The organism is Clostridium oceanicum (assembly GCF_039521385.1).
Taxonomy (GTDB): Bacteria; Bacillota; Clostridia; order Clostridiales; family Clostridiaceae; genus Clostridium_F; species Clostridium_F oceanicum.
Genome location: NZ_BAAACG010000008.1, coordinates 148,798 through 166,703, shown reverse-complemented (window position 1 = coordinate 166,703; position 17,906 = coordinate 148,798). Strand labels below are relative to the sequence as shown.

The following is a 17,906-nucleotide window of genomic DNA, read 5'->3' as shown; positions in this document are numbered from 1 at the left end:
TTTGTATATTTCCCCAAATATACAAAAATAAAAACAATATATTATTTTATACCCATTTAAATAAAAATCTCCTGCTTGTATAAGTAGGAGATTTTTGTAGAATTTTGTAATAAATATTTAACAAACTAGTGAAAGTGAAAACAATTTCTTGTATAATATAGCTTAGTTAGATAAATAAGTTAATTAGGTAAATGAAGTATTATAATAAAGGAATAATATATTATATTTTAAAGGGAGAAATACAAAGGATGAAAAAAGTATTAAAAAGAATAATAAAAGTTATAATGGTGATTTTTATTACAATAGTAATATTTGTAGTAGGAATATGTATTCATGGAGAGATAAAAGCTAAAGAAATAAAAGGAGTAAAAGAAGCTAAGGATTATAAGGAGTTTTGTGAAATAGTAAAAAGTTCTATAATAAACTATGATACTTCAGTAGCAATAAGAGTAAAAAATTATGATGAATCTATATACAATATTGATTTGATTAAAGAAATAGAGTTTTCTACTGGAGCTGAAACTTTTGAGTATAATATTAAAGAGCTTAGAGTAAAGGAATATGGTGTTTTAAATCCTATAATGAAGATTGATTTTAAGTATACAAATGATCCAAAAGAGTTAAAGAGAAAAGATGATATAGTAGATAAAAAAGTTAAAGAAATAGTTTCAAAAGTAATAAAAAAAGATATGAAAGATTATGAAAAAGAAAAGGTGCTCCAAGATTATTTAGTTAAAAATTGTAAATATGATAAAGATAGTTTTAATAAAGGTATTTTTAATAAAAACAACGATGCTTATAGTGCTTTAATTAATAAATTTAGTATGTGTCAAGGTTATTCACAAGCCATGAAAAAATTACTAAATGAAGCGGGAATAGAATGCAAATTAGTTTTTGGAACTATAATAGATGAAAAGGAAAAGGACAAAAAAAAGCTTGGACATGCATGGAATATGGTTAAAATAGATGGATCATACTATCATCTAGATGTTACATGGAATGATACAGAAAAAAACCATAAAGAATATAATAGATATGATTTTTTTAATTTAACCGATGAGCAAATAGAAAAAACTCGTAAATGGGATAGAAAAAAATATCCTAGATGTAGTTCAAAAAAATATACTTGGAAAACCTTGAATTTAAAAGATAAAATGAAGGATGGAACTGTAGTTGAAAATATAAGAAATTATAATGAATTATATAATTGTATAAGAAGAGTTATTAATAATAGAGAAAATCAAATAAGTTTGAAAATTATAGATTATAAAGAAAATTCCTATGATATAGATCAAGTTGTAGAAAATATAGCTAGGCCTCAAAATATTGGTATGTCATGGAAGTGGAGCGAATCAAAGGATATAAAAACTAATGTAAAATATATAGATTGCAAATTAACATATAAATAATAATATAGAGTATATTGTACTTTAAAGTTTGATAATAAAAAAACTAAGTTTAGATAGGTTAGTAAAATTTTGAATTTTACTAACCTATTTTATTTCAAAAATAAAATATATATTAACCATATTACTGGTTTTGTTATAAAATTAACTATCATAAGAGAAATATTTAAATGATTATTATTCAAAATTTAGAAAATAAATAATATTAAAAAAACATATTGACTGAAATGTTTAAATGTAGTACAATTGAGCACATAAAATAATTATGCTATGAAACAATAACTAATTAAAGTTATGAGGGGGGATTTATAAATTTAAAAGGGGCTATATAAATAAACTAAAGAAAATTAAAAAGGAGGGTACATATGAGTCCAGTAGTATTAATAATTATTAGTAGTGCAGTTGTATTGATAGGTGCTGCATTAATATCCTTGTTTATTGGCAAAAGTGTTAAAACAAAAGAAGATTGGGCCGTTGGGGGACGCTCGCTTCCTATTTATGTAATAATTGGATCACAATATGCAACAGCTATGGGCGGAGGAATGCTAGTTGCCCATGTAGGTATTGCTTATAAAAGTGGGTGGTCAGCACTTACATATGGTATTTTAGCTAGTAGTGTATTTTTAGTTTTGACAATAATAGCAAAATGGCTTAGAACTCAAGAGTTTACAACTATACCAGACATAATTGAAAAGGTATACGGAGAGAATAAATTATTAACAATAATTGCAATTATTATGACTATAATAGTACCTTTTGGTTGGATTTGTACTCAATTAGTAGCATTTGCAAAATTATATTCTTCATTAACTGGTGTATCAATGGTTGTTTTAATAGTTGTTTTTGCAATAATAAGCTTAGCTTATGTACTTCCAGCAGGGCTTGCATCTGTTGCTTGGACTGACTTTATATTTGGATGTCTTATGATTGTTATGTCTATTGTTTCTGTTGTATTTGTAACTAAAATGGGTGGAGGAATAGATAATATTGTAAATAATGTTCCGAAGGATATTTGGCAATTTCCAGGTAGTATGAAGGCTGTTGGTGGATATACTATAGCATTATGGGCACTTGCAATTTTACCTGGTGGCATAACAAATCAAATGAGTTATCAGCGTATATTTGCAGTTGATAATGTTAAAAAGGTTAGAATAAGTCTTGTAGTAAGTGCATTTGTAATTGTTACTGGAGATGTATGGGCATCATTTATGGGAATATCAATAAGATCTTTAAATCCAAATCTTGCACCAGAAATGGCAGCAGGTTGGTTTTTAAGCCAAGTACCGGTATGGTTTATGGCAATATATTCTGGATTTCTTGTAGCTACAATAATGTCAACTATTGATAGTGCAGTTCAATCTATAGTGGTAAATCTTACAACAGATGTTTATAATAAAGTTCTTGATAAAGGAAAAGATAAGAAAACAGATGATAAAAAAATACTGAAACTTTCAAGAATATTATGTGTAGTTGTTACAGCATTAGCTGTTTGTTTATCAATATTTTATCCAAATGCTTTAAGTTGGTTAGTTGCAACATATGCATATTCTGCGTCAGCATTATTATCACCAATTTTTGTAGGATACTTTTTAAAAGATAAAAATTTCTTAACAGCTAAAGGAGCTATAGGAAGTATGATATGTGGAACTTTAGGATGCGTAATAGCGCAAGTTATGAATTCTAGTATTCCCTATGTTTTCTTTGGTCTAATAAGTTCATTCTTTGGACTAGTTATAATAAGTTACTTAACTAATAAAAATGTTAATAGTGAAATGGAAATACAAGCAGAATAAAGTTATAAATATTATTAGAAAAATTTAATACATATATTAAATTTTTAAATATAAATGTACTACAATAATACAATTATACATTTATAATGACATATATTCTAAGGGGGTTTATACTATGGAAATTAAAAAAACTTTAAATTGGGCTATAATAGGTGCAGGAAATGGTGGACAATCAATGGCAGGTCAATTAGGTATTATGGGCTATCCAGTAAATTTATATGATGTTTCAAAAGAGACTATTGATGTTATAAACAAAAAAGGTGGAATAAAGGTAGATGGAGCTGTAGAAGGCTTTGGAAAAGTTAAATTAGCTAGTACAAATATTGAAGAAGTAATTGATGGAGTAGATATGATAATAGTTGTATTGCCCTCTATATACCATGGAAGTATAGCAAAAGCTTGCGCTTCTCATCTTAAAGATGGACAAACAATATTTCTTCATCCAAGTGCAACATTTGGAGCATTTGAATTTAGAAAAGTGTTAGATGATGAAAAATGTGCTGCTGATGTTACAATAGCAGAAGCTCAAACTTTGTTATATGCATGCAGAATAATAGAAGCAGGATATGCACATATTTATGGGTTGAAAAATAGTGTTGCTATAGCAGCTCTACCTTCTTCTAGAAATAAAATGGTAGTAGATGAATTAAATAAAGCTTTTCCACAATTTGAAGAGACAGAGAATGTTTTTATAACAAGTCTTGAAAACTTAAATGCAATGCTTCATCCAGCTCCAACAATACTAAATACAGGAAGAATAGATTCACAAGAAGATTGGTTATATTATTATGATGGAGTTACTTCAAATATTGGAAATTATGTACAAGGAATGGATAAAGAGAGAATAGAAATTGGAAAAGCATTAGGATTAGATTTAAAACCAGTAATAGAATGGTATAATATAATGTATGATGCTTGTGGAGATAATTTATCAGAAGTAGTAAGAGATAATAAATCTTATGATGGAATAAAAGGACAGAAAACATTATATACTAGATATCTTTTAGAAGATGTACCTAATGCCTTAGTTCCAATGGTATCTCTTGGAAAAAAATTCAATGTAGATGTAACTAAGATGGAAACTATAGTTAATTTGGTTAAAGGTATGGTAGGGGATAAAATGAATTCAGAAGGTAGAACTTTAGAATCATTGGGATTATCAGAGTATTCTAAAGAGCAGCTTCTTAAATATGTTAATGAAGGTGCTTAATATAAAAAATCTAATATTTGATTTATGATTAAACTAAAGTTTTAATTACAAAGTATATTTTGTAAAAACAGTTATTCTAATATAAAAAAGAATAACTGTTTTTTTATATAATATGCTTTTTATTATTAAATAAATTATTGATTTTTATATAGACTTATTATAGATAAAGTAGATTAGTTTAAGGGATAAAAAGATATTACATCATAAAAATATTAAATATAAATAAATATTCTAGGAAATTAAAATGCATGGAAATAAATAATTAATTGGTATACTAGTTTCTCTTAAAATAGGTTTTTGTAACATAATAATAGTAAAACTATCAATAGCATATAAGTTATTATATTTACAAAGCATCTGTGAAACATTTTAATTTATGCTTATTTTTATAATGTTAATAAAATCCGTAAGTTGAAAATTCTGAAAATAGAAAATATTATAAAAGTATCTTGACCTTCCTGTTTAAATGTAGTACAATTACATTAAAGGAAAAATAATACAAACAATACAAAATATATAAAGTTGCTTCTTGAAAGTTAGGGGATGGTATGTATATAAAGAAAGGGGGCTATATATGAATCCGGTAGTATTAATAATTATCAGTAGTGTAGTAGTGTTATTTGGTGCTGCATTAATATCCTTGCGAATTGGTAAAAAAGTTAAAACAAAAGAAGACTGGGCAGTTGGAGGAAGATCTCTTCCCATTTATGTAATAATAGGATCTCAGTATGCAACTGTTATGGGGGGAGGAATGTTAGTTGCTCATGTAGGTATAGCTTATGAAAATGGGTGGTCTGCACTTACTTATGGTATTTTATTAGCAGCGGTATTTTTAGTTTTAACTATAATAGCAAAATGGCTTAGGAGTGAAAAATTTACAACAACTCCAGATATAATTGAAAAGGTATATGGAAAAAATAAAATATTAACCATAATTACTATTTTAATGACTATTATAGTACCTTTTGGTTGGATATGTACTCAATTAGTATCATTTGCAAAGTTGTATTCTTCATTAACTGGTTTTTCAGTAAACGTTTTAATAGTTGTTTTTGCAATAATAAGTTTAGCTTATGTTCTTCCAGCAGGACTTGCATCAGTTGCTTGGACTGATTTTATATTTGGCTGTCTTATGATTGTTATGTCATTAATATCAGTAATTTTTGTATTAAAAATGGGTGGAGGATTTGATTCTATTGTAAATAATGTTCCAAAGAATATTTGGAAATTTCCAGATAGTATGACTGCAGCTGGAGTATATACTATAACTTTATGGGCTCTTGCTGTATTACCAGGAGGAGTAACCAATCAAACTAGTTATCAACGTATATTTGCTGTAGATAGTGTAAGTAAAGTTAGAATAAGTCTTGTAGTAAGTGCAATAGCAATATTTACAGGAGATATATGGGCATCATTTATGGGGATATCAATAAGATCATTAAATCCAAACATTGCACCAGAAATGGCAGCAGGATGGTTTTTAACTCAAGTACCAGTATGGTTTATGGCAATATATTCTGGATTTTTAGTTGCTACAATAATGTCAACTATTGATAGTGCAGTTCAATCTATAGTGGTAAATCTTACAACAGATGTTTATAATAAAGTTCTTAATAAAGGTAAAAACGATAAAAAAGATGATAAAAAAATATTAAGACTTTCAAGAAAATTATGTGTAGTTGTTACATTTTCTGCAGTTTGTTTATCAATATTTTATCCACATGCTTTAAATTGGTTAGTATCAACCTATGCATATTCTGCTTCAGCTTTGTTGTCACCGATTTTCCTAGGATATTTTTTAAGAAACAAGAAATTCTTAACATCTAAAGGGGCTATAGGAAGTATGATATGTGGTATTTTAGCATGCGGCTTAGCACAGGTTATGAATTCAAGTATTCCGTATGTTTTTTATGGATTGATAAGTTCACTTTTAGGTTTAATTATAATAAGTTATTTTACAAATAGAGAAATAAACAGTGATATGGAAGTGAAAAAAGTATCAATTGAAGAATAGCAGAAAATATAATCTTAAAATTTTAATATTAAATGTATGACATTAATACAATAGTACAAATTTTGTGTTATATAAAATAAAAGGGGGATTATCTTATGGAAACTAAAAAAACATTAAATTGGGCTATAATAGGAGCTGGAAATGGCGGACAATCAATGGCTGGACATTTAGGGATAATGGGTCATCCAGTAAAAATATATGATGTTTCACAAAAAACTGTTGATGCTATAAATGAAAAAGGTGGAATAGAAGTAGATGGAGCCATAGAAGGTTTTGGAAAAGTAAAAATGGCAAGTACAAATATAAAAGAAGTAATTGATGGTGTAGATATGATAATAGTAGTGTTACCATCTCTTTATCATGCTAGTATAGCAAAGGCTTGTGCACCATATCTTAAAGATGGTCAAACAATACTTCTTCATCCAAATGCTACTTGTGGAGCTCTAGAATTTAGAAAGGTGTTAGATGATGAAAATTGTAAGGCTAAAGTTACATTAGCAGAGACTCAAACTTTAGTATATGTTTGTAGAGCAGCAAAACCAGGTCATGCACATATTTATGGATTGAAAAATGTTGTATTAACAGCAGCACTTCCTTCTTCAGAAAATAAGAGAGTTTTAAAAGAACTAAATACTGTGTTTCCTCAATTTAAAGAAGCAGAAAATGTTTTGATAACAAGTCTTGAAAATATAAATGCAATGCTTCATCCAGCTCCAACAATATTAAATGCAGGAAGGATAGATTCTCAAGAAGATTGGTTATATTACTATGATGGGTTTACTCCAGCAATAGGTCATTTTGTAGAAGAAATGGATAAAGAAAGATTAGAGGTTGGAAAAGCTTTAGGCTTAAAACTAAAACCTATGATGGAATGGTTCGATGTTATGTATGATGCTCATGGAGAAAATTTTTCAGATGCAGTTAAAGATAATAAATCTTATGATGGAGTTAAAGGTCAAAAAACATTATATACTAGATATCTTTTAGAAGATATACCAAATTCATTAGTTCCTATAGTATCTTTAGGAAAAAAATTAAATGTTAATGTTACTAAAATGGAAACTATAGTTAATCTAGTTAAAGGTGTTCTTGGAGATAAATTAAGTTCTAAAGGGAGAACTGTAGAAACACTAGGATTAGAAGATTGCTCTAAAGAAGAACTTCTTGAGTATGTAAAAAAAGGAGCATAGTATAAAATATTTATATTTACAATTAGATTAAAATTTTGATATTTTAAAGTATATTCTATAAAGGAATGGTCAATATATTTATAATATTTCATTTATAGAATATACTTTTTTGATTATTGTTATTTTAATATCAATAATTAAGAATTAAAGTGTATAATATATGTTATAATTAATAATAATTGTATGACAACCAAACAATAATTATATTTAATTTATAAAGATGAATTAAATATAGATAACTAAAAACATTTATTAGAATTTTAACCTATCTTATATTTTAATACTATCCTAATAGGTGGACAAAAGGGGAGGATATATTTGATTAAACCTGCAAGTAGAACAACATTGTATGAAGAAGTTACTAAGCAAATAATTCAAATGGTTAAAGATGGAAAATGGATGCCGGGAGATAAAATTCCAGGGGAAATAGCCTTATCAGAAGCCTTTGAAGTTAGCAGAAATTGTATAAGAGAAGCTTTAAAATCTTTAGAGTTATCAGGAATAATAAAAGCTAAACCAGGAAGAGGGACTTTTTTATCACAAGATTGTTTACGTAATATAAATAGAATGGAGTTATTATCTGTATTAAAAAGCGAAAGTTCTATAAAAGAATTAATGGAAACTAGGCTTATAATAGAACCAGAATTAGGATTTTTAGCGGCGCAGCGTGCCGATGAAGAGGATATTTCTGAACTAGAAGCTTTGCTTAAAGAAAGTATAGAGACAATAAAAAAAGGAACTTATACTACAGAAATTGGTTTGGATTTTCATATGATTATTGCAAAGGCATCTAAAAATAATATATTAAGTAAGTTTTTGAGTTCAATAACAGACCAATTATTAGCTCAAAGATTCTTGAATATTCACAGGTATCTTGATAACAAAGAATTATTAAAAGAAGTGGAAAATCATAACCATATACTTGATTGTATAAAAAATAGAGATTGTGAAAAAACAAAAAAACTATTATACAATCATATATACGATAGCATGAAAGCCTATGAGAATATGAAACTAATTGAAAAAGAAGAAAATTAATATAAATTGTTACTTTTATAACTCACTGATTAAATTAAGTTATCAGTGAGTTTCTTTATATATTTTATAAAAATATATAAATATTAAGAGACTATGAATAATAAATGTATGTATTTTTGATAAAATAAGATTATAAGTATATTTAAATATTATTTGGAGGAATTTATGAAAAAATATTTTTCTATAGGAGAAACAGCTAAGATTAATAATATTTCTATTCAAGCTTTAAGACATTATGATAAAATAGGAATTTTAAAACCAGCATATGTAGATTTAAATACAAATTATAGATATTACACAATAAACCAATTTATATATATAGATTTAATAAAATATTCTAAGTCTATAGGGGCACCTCTTAAAAATTTGAAAAATGTATTAGATGATAAAGATATTTATAAAATGTTGTCTTTTATAAGAAAACAACATGAAGAACTAGAAAAAGAAATTTTTAGACTAAATAATATGAGTAAAAGTATTAAAAACATAGAAAATAAAATTGAATATGCTTTAAATATTTCTAATCAAAATGAGATATATTTTAGAGACTTAGATGAAAGATTTGTTGTAAATACTTTAAAGAATATAAAGGATACTAAAAGTGATATAGAAATAAAATCTAGAAAGTTTGATAAAATTTTAGAAGAAAATGAAATAATGTATGAAGGAGAATTCGGATATTTTTTTGATTTAGAAGCATTTTTGAAAAAAGGAACAATGATTTATAGTTCTATATTATCTACAGTTTCAAGCGATAAACTTAAGTATAAATTTAATTATTGTATTGAAAATTTAAAAATAGATATAAAAAAGATTCCAAAAGGAAATTTTATTTGTATATCTTATTTAGATAAAGATAGGGAAGATGCAATAGATAAATTAAGAAAGTATATTATAGAAAAAAAGATAGATATTAAAGAAGTTGCTTTAGAAAGTCAATTATTTAATACTATAGATCAATTGGAAAATGGTGATATGTTATATGAAATTCAAATTTTAATTTAAATGCTTGACTCTATACTTAGTATAGACTTTATAATATTTTCTAGGAAATAAATTATAGGAGAGATTATTATGAAGTTACTATGGAAAGAGTTCAGAAAATATGCTGTTCCATCTATAATAGGAATGATGGTTTCAGCACTTTATGCAGTTGTAGATGGTATATTTGTAGGAAGAGGTGTAGGGGTAGGTGCTTTAGCTTCAGTAAATGTGGCAGTACCTCTTGTAACACTTATGATAGCAATAACAATGATGTTAACTATGGGTGGCTCTGCTGTAATGTCTATAAAATTTGGAGAAAATAAACAAAAAGAAGGAAATGATATTTTCATGCAGAGTTTATTTTCCATAATATTTATAATAGCAGTTTTATCAATAACAAGTGTTATTTTTCCATATAAAATAGCTAGATTTTTAGGTGCAAGTCCTGAACTTATTGATGGAACAGCTGTATATATTCGTTATTATATGATGTTTGGTTTTGGATTTGCAGGTAGCTTAGCTTTAAGTGCGTTTATAAGAAATGATGGTAATCCAAATTTAGCTATGTTTTCTTTAATTGCAGGCGGTGTAACTAATATAGTTTTAGATTACATTTTTATCTTTAAATTAAATTATGGAATAGCTGGCGCAGCCGTAGCTTCAGGATTAGGACAGTTAGTTAGTATAGCTTTTTTATTAACTCATTTTATTAGAAAAAAAGGAAGTTTAACACTGTATATTCCTAAATTTGAAAAGGAAAATATTAAGAGAATCTTCAAAGCAGGAGTACCAGAGTTTATTGTACAAATATCTCCAGCTATAAGTATATTTTCTTTTAATATTGTAATCATAAATAGAATTGGAGAAATTGGTGTAGCAGCTTTTAGTATTATAAGTTATATAAGTACAGTTCTTATAGCTTTATTTATAGGTATAGCTCAAGGTATACAACCTTTATTAAGTTACAATAAGGGAAGAGGAAATTATGAGAAGGTAGATAAAATATTCAAGATGGGTTTAAAGACTAATTTTATATCTTCAGCTTTGATATATGGTGCTTTATTTTTCTTTGGAGATAAAATAATTGCAATTTTTAATGGTGATAAAACATTAATAAATTTAACTTATAATGCAATTATCATATATGCTTTTTCTTTTGTAATTGCATCTTTAAATATAATAAATATAACCTATTATCAATCTATAGAAAAATCTAAAATAGCTAATATTATTTCTACAAGTAGAGGAATAATATTTCCAATATTTTATTTGATAGTATTACCTTTAATGTTAGGGGATATAGGTATATGGGTTTCAATAATTATAGCAGAGCTTTGTACATTCTTTTTAGTTTTATATTTAATATATGTTAAAAAAAGTATGAGTACAGTTTAAAGGTAAATTTATATAGTGTTAAATCTATTTTATATAAAATATTAAAAAATTTTCTTAGTTATTCAAGATTAAAAGACCGCAGGTAGCAATACTGTTGGTCTTTTTTTATTATTTCTACATTTAAGCTTTTATTTTTTATAATAGTATAGAAAATATAGCTGTTTATATGTAAAAATTTAGAAAATAAATTAAATAATATAATTAGAGCCTATAGCATTCAAATATCTTTAAAAAATGAAGAATATAAGTTCTAAGAAATAAATTAATGAAGAAAATATTGCAATTTTTTTAAATTTTGTTAGAATATTAATGTAATAAAATAACAAATATGGAGGAAATTATATGGAAATATCATATATTAATGAATTATGCGCAAGAAAAGATGCGTTTAATTTTTGTAAAGAAACAAATGAATTATTTGTAAATAGTATGATTGAGAATTATAAAATTCAAATACAAAAGCAACCCTATATAAAATACTTATCAAACAAAAAACAATTTGATATAAAAAATGTTAGGAATATTGATGATTTGTATAGAATGCCTTATCTTTTTGTAGGAACTATGAAGATAAACAGTTTTTCTAATTTTAAAGAAAAAGATTTAGATATGATATTAACAAGTTCTGGTACTAATGGCCAAAAGACACAAGCTTTTTTTGATAAAGGTTCAATTAATAGATTAGAGCAGTTATCATTTAATGCATTCCAGTCTATAGGGTTTAAGAGTAAAATACCAGCTCACTATTTTTTATTTTCTTATGATATAAAAAATGCTAGTGATATTGGGACAAGTTGGAGTGACAATCAAATATTAAAATTAGCACCACAACTTTCAGTAAATTGGATGATTGAATGGGATGAGGAGAAAAAAGAATTTTATTTTGATAGCAAAAAATGGGCTAAGAAATTCGTTGAACTAAGTAGAGAAGCTCCCGTTCGATTGTTAGGATTTCCTGCTTTTATGTATAAGATGGTAGAAGATATAAGAAAAATATATGGTCATATTAAAGTGAAAGAAGAATCCTTTGTTATAGCTGGAGGAGGATGGAAAAACCATCTTGGTAAAAGTATGGATTTAAAAAATTTTGTTAAATACATGAATGAAAATATAGGATTAAATCCTTGTAATATAAGAGATACATATGGAATGGCAGAACATGGCGTTCCTTATTGTTCATGTTCAGAAGGGCATTTGCATGTACCGATTTATAGTAGAATTTTAGCTAGAGATCCTATAACTATGGAGAAAAAAGATTATAAAGAAGAAGGTTTACTTCAATTAATGACACCATATAATATTGCTGAATCTAACCTGTCTATATTATCAACAGATCTAGTAACAATAGATAAGGATTGTAAATGTGGTATAAAAGGAGATTATATAAAGACTATAAGACGTGGAGGAGTAAAAAAACATAAGGGATGCGCTATTATGGCTCAAGAAATCTTAAATGAAAACTAATAGGAGTTGTTAATATGAATTTAAAGGAATTTAAACATATATTTTATGGTGAAAAGATGAATATAAATGGAGAACTAACAAAAGAAAAAGCAACTAAATATTTTTCTAAAGAAATATTATGTGAAAAGTCTAAGGATTTTAGAAAAATACCTATAGATAAAATATTATTAATATTAGAAAAAACAGCTAATAAAATTAGTAATAAAAATGATTATTATTATAAAAAAATAATTAAAAATATGCCAGCTATAACTAATTACTCTAAAGAAATGATAGAACTTGCAATGGATTTATTTCCCCAAATGCTTACAGTGGACAATCTAAAAAAGAGATTAAAATCTATAGGGAATTATAATAGTTTAGATTATTTTATAAATGATAAATATAATAAAATGGATAGATCTGTTCCAATAGGATCTGTTCTTCATATAACGGCAGGAAATATTTTTTTAGGATCTATAGATTCACTTATAACTGGAATAATAACTAAAAACATAAATATATTAAAAGTCTCTAGCCAAGATTTTTTATTTCCAAGTTTGTTTTATGAGGCATTAATGGAGATTGATAAAGATAGAATTATAATTCCATATATAGCTATTACCTATTGGAGTAGAAAGAATATTGAAATAGAAAAAACAGTTAAAAATCAATTTGATGCTGTACTAATATTCGGAGGAGAAGAAGCTGTTGTAAATTATAAAAATGGACTTTCAGCTAAAACTGAAATTTACTCTTTTGGTCCTAAAATAAGCTTTGGACTTGTATGTAAAGATTTAGAAAGAGATGAAATCAAAAATTCAGCTAAAGGTTTTGCAAAAGACATAGTATATTGGGAACAAAGAGCTTGTACAAGCTGTCAAAATATATTTATAGAAGATTCTAGTAATGTTAAATTATTTATAGATAGTTTATATAATGAACTAGAAAATTTAGCCTTAAAATTTCCTCAAAATCAACTAGAATTAGATTCTAAGGTGGAAATTAGAAAAGAAAGAGAAATTGAAAAATGGAGGCAGTTTAATGGAAAGTGTCAACTTTTAGAGGGAAGATGTGGTTTTCATACTGTAATAGTTAATAAAAGTAATAAAATTATAAGCTCACCATTAAATAGAACCATTTATATAAATATAGTCCATAGTTATAAAGATATATTTAAAGGAAATATAGAAAAATTAAAATATTATATGTCTACTGTAGGGATAGTTTGTAAAGAAAATTTGCAGGATAAAGTAGAAAAATTTATAGATTATGGTGTATTAAGATTTTGTAGACCAGGGTCTATGAGTGTAAATAATGATGAATCAGCTCCTCATGATGGAGTATATCTTTGTAATTTGCTTGTAAGACATATAAATAAAGAAGATTTAAAAGAAAGTGAGTTAGCTTTGGATTTTGCATCTAATATAAAAAAAGATGATATTATACTTTCAAAATTAAATTTATTACTAAAAGAGGCTATAAAAGCACCTTTTTATAAGGAGTTTTATAAAAAGGTTAAATTACCTTTAAAAAGTTTAGAGGAATTTAAAGATATTCCAATACTAGAAAAAAAACATATTTTTAACAATAGTGTAGATAAAGGAAATCAAATGATAACAAGAAAGAATAACAACAGTTATGTATTTTCTGCAGGGGGAACTACTGGGAAAATGAAATATGTAGAATATTCTTATGATGAATTCAAAGAATCTCAAAAAGTATTTGGTAAAGGCTTTAAAGCTGTCGGTATTACTAAAGAAGATACTGTTGTTAATTATATGAAAGTAGGAGCTTTTTGGACAGCATTTTTAGCGGTTAATAAAGGACTAGAAGAAACTGGGTGTAAAATATTACCCATAACTGCTAATCAATCAGAGAGAGAGACTATTGAATATTTAAAAAAATTTAAACCAAATGTAATTGTAGGTCTTCCAGGTAATATTATACTTTTAGCTCAAGAGATAGAAAAGATCCATGTCAATATAAAAATAGAGAAAATATATTATGGTGGAGAACATATGTCTATGAAAGCTAAGGAATATATAAAAAACATTTTAGGTGCTAAGATAATTTCATCATTTAGTTATGCTGCAGTAGAAATAGGACCTATAGGATTTCAATGTCCACACTGTAAGGGTAGTGAGCACCATGTTTTAGAGGATTGGTGTTACTTAGAAAGTGACAAGAATGGAGAAGCAATAGTTACATCTTTAAATAAAACACTTAATCCTATAATAAGGTATAGAATAGGTGATAAAATAAAATGGATAGAGGAGCCTTGTAGTTGTGGTAGGACATCTAAAAAATTTAAACTATTATCAAGGACAGATGATGTCATCAGACTTAATGTATCAGATATATATTTAAATGATGTGCAAGGAGTTTTAAAAAATGTAAAGGAAGTTTCTCCATTTTTTCAGATTATAATTAAAAATGTAGATAAGATGCGAGATATAATTTTTAAAATAGAAACTAAAAGTAAAAATGCTAATTATAATAAAGAAATGCTCATAAATAAAATTAAACTTTTATTAAAAACTAATATAAGGAGTATAGGAAAAGATTATAGAAATAATTTGATTAATAATATTAATATTGAATTATTGCCACCGTATGCTATAGAACGTGTTGGACGTACTGGTAAAATAAGAAAGATTATAGATAGAAGAATATATTAGTGTGATTTTAAAATATAAAAATTAGTAAATTAGTTTTTGTATATTTATTTTAAATTAATAAATTTTTTTAAAATATGCGTAGATTTTATATTTTCGCATATTTTTCTGATTTTATGGAATTTAAGTTATATATAATTTCATTAGTATAATTACTTTAGTTTAAGGAATTTTATTTAAATTAAGGTTATAAGGACAGTATTTTATTTAGACTATTAATTTAATAGTATTATTAAAATTAAACTTAAATTATTGACATAATTATGAAAATGTGATATATAAGTAAGAGAAGGTTATTAGCACTTGAATATAGTGAGTGCTAATAAGCATTTTATAATGTATAGAATCTTAACTATGTATATACATAGTTTTTTAATTTGAAAGGAGAGAATTATATGGAAACTAAACAATTTAAAGCGGAATCCAAAAGACTTTTAGATCTTATGATTAATTCAATTTATACTCACAGGGAGATTTTTTTAAGAGAGCTCATTTCAAATTCTAGTGATGCTATTGATAAAATTTATTATAAAGCCTTAACAGATGATTCTATAACTTTTAATAAGGAAGATTATTATATTAAAATAATTCCTAATAAAGAAGAGAGAATATTAGAAATTAGAGATACTGGTATAGGAATGACAAAAGAGGAGTTAGAAGAAAACTTAGGTGTTATTGCAAAAAGTGGTTCTTTAAACTTTAAAAAAGAAGAAAAAATAGAAGATGGTCATGATATAATAGGTCAATTTGGTGTAGGATTCTATTCTGCATTTTTAGTTGCAGATACAGTTACTGTTATAAGTAAAGCATTAGAGAGTGATACAGCTTATAAATGGGAATCTAAAGGAAAAGAAGGATATACTATAGAGCCTTGTAGTAAAGATTCAGTAGGTACTACAATAATCTTAAAAATAAAAGAAAAATCAGAAGAAGAAGATTATGATAAATATTTAGATGAAATCACGTTAAAATCTATAATTAAAAAGTATTCTGACTTTATAAGATACCCAATTAAGATGAATATGAAAAATAGAAAGCTTAAAGAAGGCAGTAAAGATGAGTATGAAGAATTTATAGAAGAAAAAGTTGTAAATAGTAGAGTTCCTATTTGGAAAAAGAATAAAAATGAACTTAAAGAAGAAGATTATATAAATTTCTACCATGATAAACATTATGGTTTTGATAATCCAGTTAAATACATACACACAAGTGTAGATGGTGCAGTTTGTTATAATGCTATTTTATATATACCTGAAAATGTTCCTTTTGATTTTTATACAAAAGAATATGAAAAGGGATTAGAATTATATTCAAATGGCGTTATGATAATGAATAAGTGCAAAGAATTACTTCCAGATTATTTTAGTTTTGTAAAAGGTATAGTAGATTCAGAAGATTTGTCTTTAAATATTTCAAGAGAAGTATTACAACATGACAGACAACTTAGACTTATAGCTAAAAATATCAAAAATAAAGTAAAAAATGAATTAAAGACTTTAATTAAAAAAGATAGAGAAAAATATGAAATTTTCTATAAAGCATTTGGCAGACAATTAAAATATGGAATATATGAAAATTATGGTCAAGAAAAAGAAACACTTCAAGATTTAATAATGTTTTATTCATCAAAAGAAAAAAAATTGGTTACTTTAGATGAATATGTTTCAAGAATGAGAGAAGATCAAAAATATATTTATTATGCATCCGGTGAATCAGTAGATAGAATAGAAAAACTTCCACAAACAGAAATGGTACTTGATAAAGGGTATGAAATATTATACTTTACAGAAGATGTAGATGAGTTTGCTATAAAAATGTTAATGAAATATAAAGAAAAAGAATTTAAATCAGTATCTAGTGGAGATTTAGGAATAGAAGATGATAAAAGTAAAGAAGAATCAAAAGAAGAAATAGAAGCTAACAAAGAATTATTTGAAGAAATGAAAAATATACTAAAAGACAAAGTTAAAGAAGTTAAAGCTTCTAAAATATTGAAAAAACATCCTGTATGCTTGACAAATGAAGGAGAAATTTCAATTGAAATGGAAAAAGTTTTAAAACAAATGCCAAATAATAATGGGGTAAAAGCAGATAAAGTTTTAGAAATAAATACAGACCATGAAGTATTTAAAGCTTTAAAAAATGCTTGTGAAAATGATAAAGAAAAATTAAGTTTATATACTAACTTGTTATACAATCAAGCATTGCTTGTAGAAGGATTATCTATAGAAGATCCAGTTGAATTTACAAATGATATTTGTAAAATAATGAAATAAAATATGTAATAAGGAAGCATTTTTTAAATAAAGATGCTTCCTTTATTTTTTATTAGCATACTAATTATTTTAAATCTTTCTATTTTATTAAAGAATATAAAGTGGTAATAAGTGGGATGTGATATATAATTTTAATAAGAATTTATTCAATTACTATAGGTAGAGAAAATATTAATTATAAATAATATGAGACAATATTGTAGGTGAATTATAAAAATAAGAATTGAAGGATAGGTATGAAAATTTAAAGATAAAATATAATAATTGAGGGGGAAGCCTATAAGTATATAACTTATAGGCTACTTTGGGTGATTATTATTAAGTCAGGTATATATGAACATCTATTATTCTTTACATAATGGGTAAAAATATACAATTAAAAATAAAATGGATGTTAAAAAAAGTAAGTTTAAATTTACTTCTTTTTATTTATATATTTTTAAGTGTATAAGTTTAAAAAACATATTATAGATAGTATT

General features: G+C 25.7%; 11 protein-coding genes. All 11 read left to right on the top strand.

Annotated features, from left to right (window positions below; translation table 11 throughout):
- Window positions 1–248 precede the first annotated feature (248 nt).
- Window positions 249–1,409 (top strand): transglutaminase domain-containing protein, encoded by a 1,161-nt coding sequence (locus ABDZ71_RS06965; protein WP_343760236.1) that lies wholly within the window; start codon window positions 249–251, stop codon window positions 1,407–1,409.
- A gap of 362 nt (window positions 1,410–1,771) precedes the next feature.
- Window positions 1,772–3,199 (top strand): sodium:solute symporter family protein, encoded by a 1,428-nt coding sequence (locus tag ABDZ71_RS06960; protein WP_343760233.1) that lies wholly within the window; start codon window positions 1,772–1,774, stop codon window positions 3,197–3,199.
- Between the two features lie 115 nt (window positions 3,200–3,314).
- On the top strand, window positions 3,315–4,409 hold the full coding sequence (locus ABDZ71_RS06955) for an NAD/NADP octopine/nopaline dehydrogenase family protein (RefSeq protein ID WP_343760231.1): 1,095 nt from the start codon (window positions 3,315–3,317) through the stop codon (window positions 4,407–4,409).
- Between the two features lie 574 nt (window positions 4,410–4,983).
- Window positions 4,984–6,423 carry a sodium:solute symporter family protein gene (locus tag ABDZ71_RS06950; protein ID WP_343760229.1) on the top strand — a complete coding sequence of 480 codons (1,440 nt, stop codon included), beginning with the start codon at window positions 4,984–4,986 and terminating at the stop codon, window positions 6,421–6,423.
- Between the two features lie 95 nt (window positions 6,424–6,518).
- Window positions 6,519–7,613, top strand: coding sequence for an NAD/NADP octopine/nopaline dehydrogenase family protein (locus tag ABDZ71_RS06945; protein ID WP_343760227.1), 1,095 nt, complete (start codon window positions 6,519–6,521; stop codon window positions 7,611–7,613).
- 318 nt (window positions 7,614–7,931) lie between these two features.
- A complete protein-coding gene (locus tag ABDZ71_RS06940) occupies window positions 7,932–8,651 on the top strand; it encodes a FadR/GntR family transcriptional regulator (RefSeq protein WP_343760225.1) in 720 nt (239 codons plus the stop codon).
- A 165-nt stretch (window positions 8,652–8,816) separates the two neighbouring features.
- Complete coding sequence (locus ABDZ71_RS06935; protein WP_343760224.1) at window positions 8,817–9,656, top strand: MerR family transcriptional regulator; 840 nt, start codon at window positions 8,817–8,819, stop codon at window positions 9,654–9,656.
- A gap of 69 nt (window positions 9,657–9,725) precedes the next feature.
- Window positions 9,726–11,030: an MATE family efflux transporter gene (locus ABDZ71_RS06930; protein ID WP_343760223.1), complete on the top strand. Its 1,305-nt coding sequence runs from the start codon at window positions 9,726–9,728 to the stop codon at window positions 11,028–11,030.
- Window positions 11,031–11,372: 342 nt separating this feature from the next.
- The gene (locus tag ABDZ71_RS06925) at window positions 11,373–12,494 is read left to right on the top strand and encodes a LuxE/PaaK family acyltransferase (RefSeq protein ID WP_343760221.1); all 1,122 of its coding nucleotides are present in this window, start codon (window positions 11,373–11,375) and stop codon (window positions 12,492–12,494) included.
- Between the two features lie 14 nt (window positions 12,495–12,508).
- The gene (locus ABDZ71_RS06920; protein WP_343760219.1) at window positions 12,509–15,154 is read left to right on the top strand and encodes an acyl-CoA reductase; all 2,646 of its coding nucleotides are present in this window, start codon (window positions 12,509–12,511) and stop codon (window positions 15,152–15,154) included.
- Window positions 15,155–15,546: 392 nt separating this feature from the next.
- Window positions 15,547–17,427 (top strand): molecular chaperone HtpG, encoded by a 1,881-nt coding sequence (htpG, locus tag ABDZ71_RS06915; protein ID WP_343760217.1) that lies wholly within the window; start codon window positions 15,547–15,549, stop codon window positions 17,425–17,427.
- The last annotated feature ends 479 nt before the right edge of the window (window positions 17,428–17,906 follow it).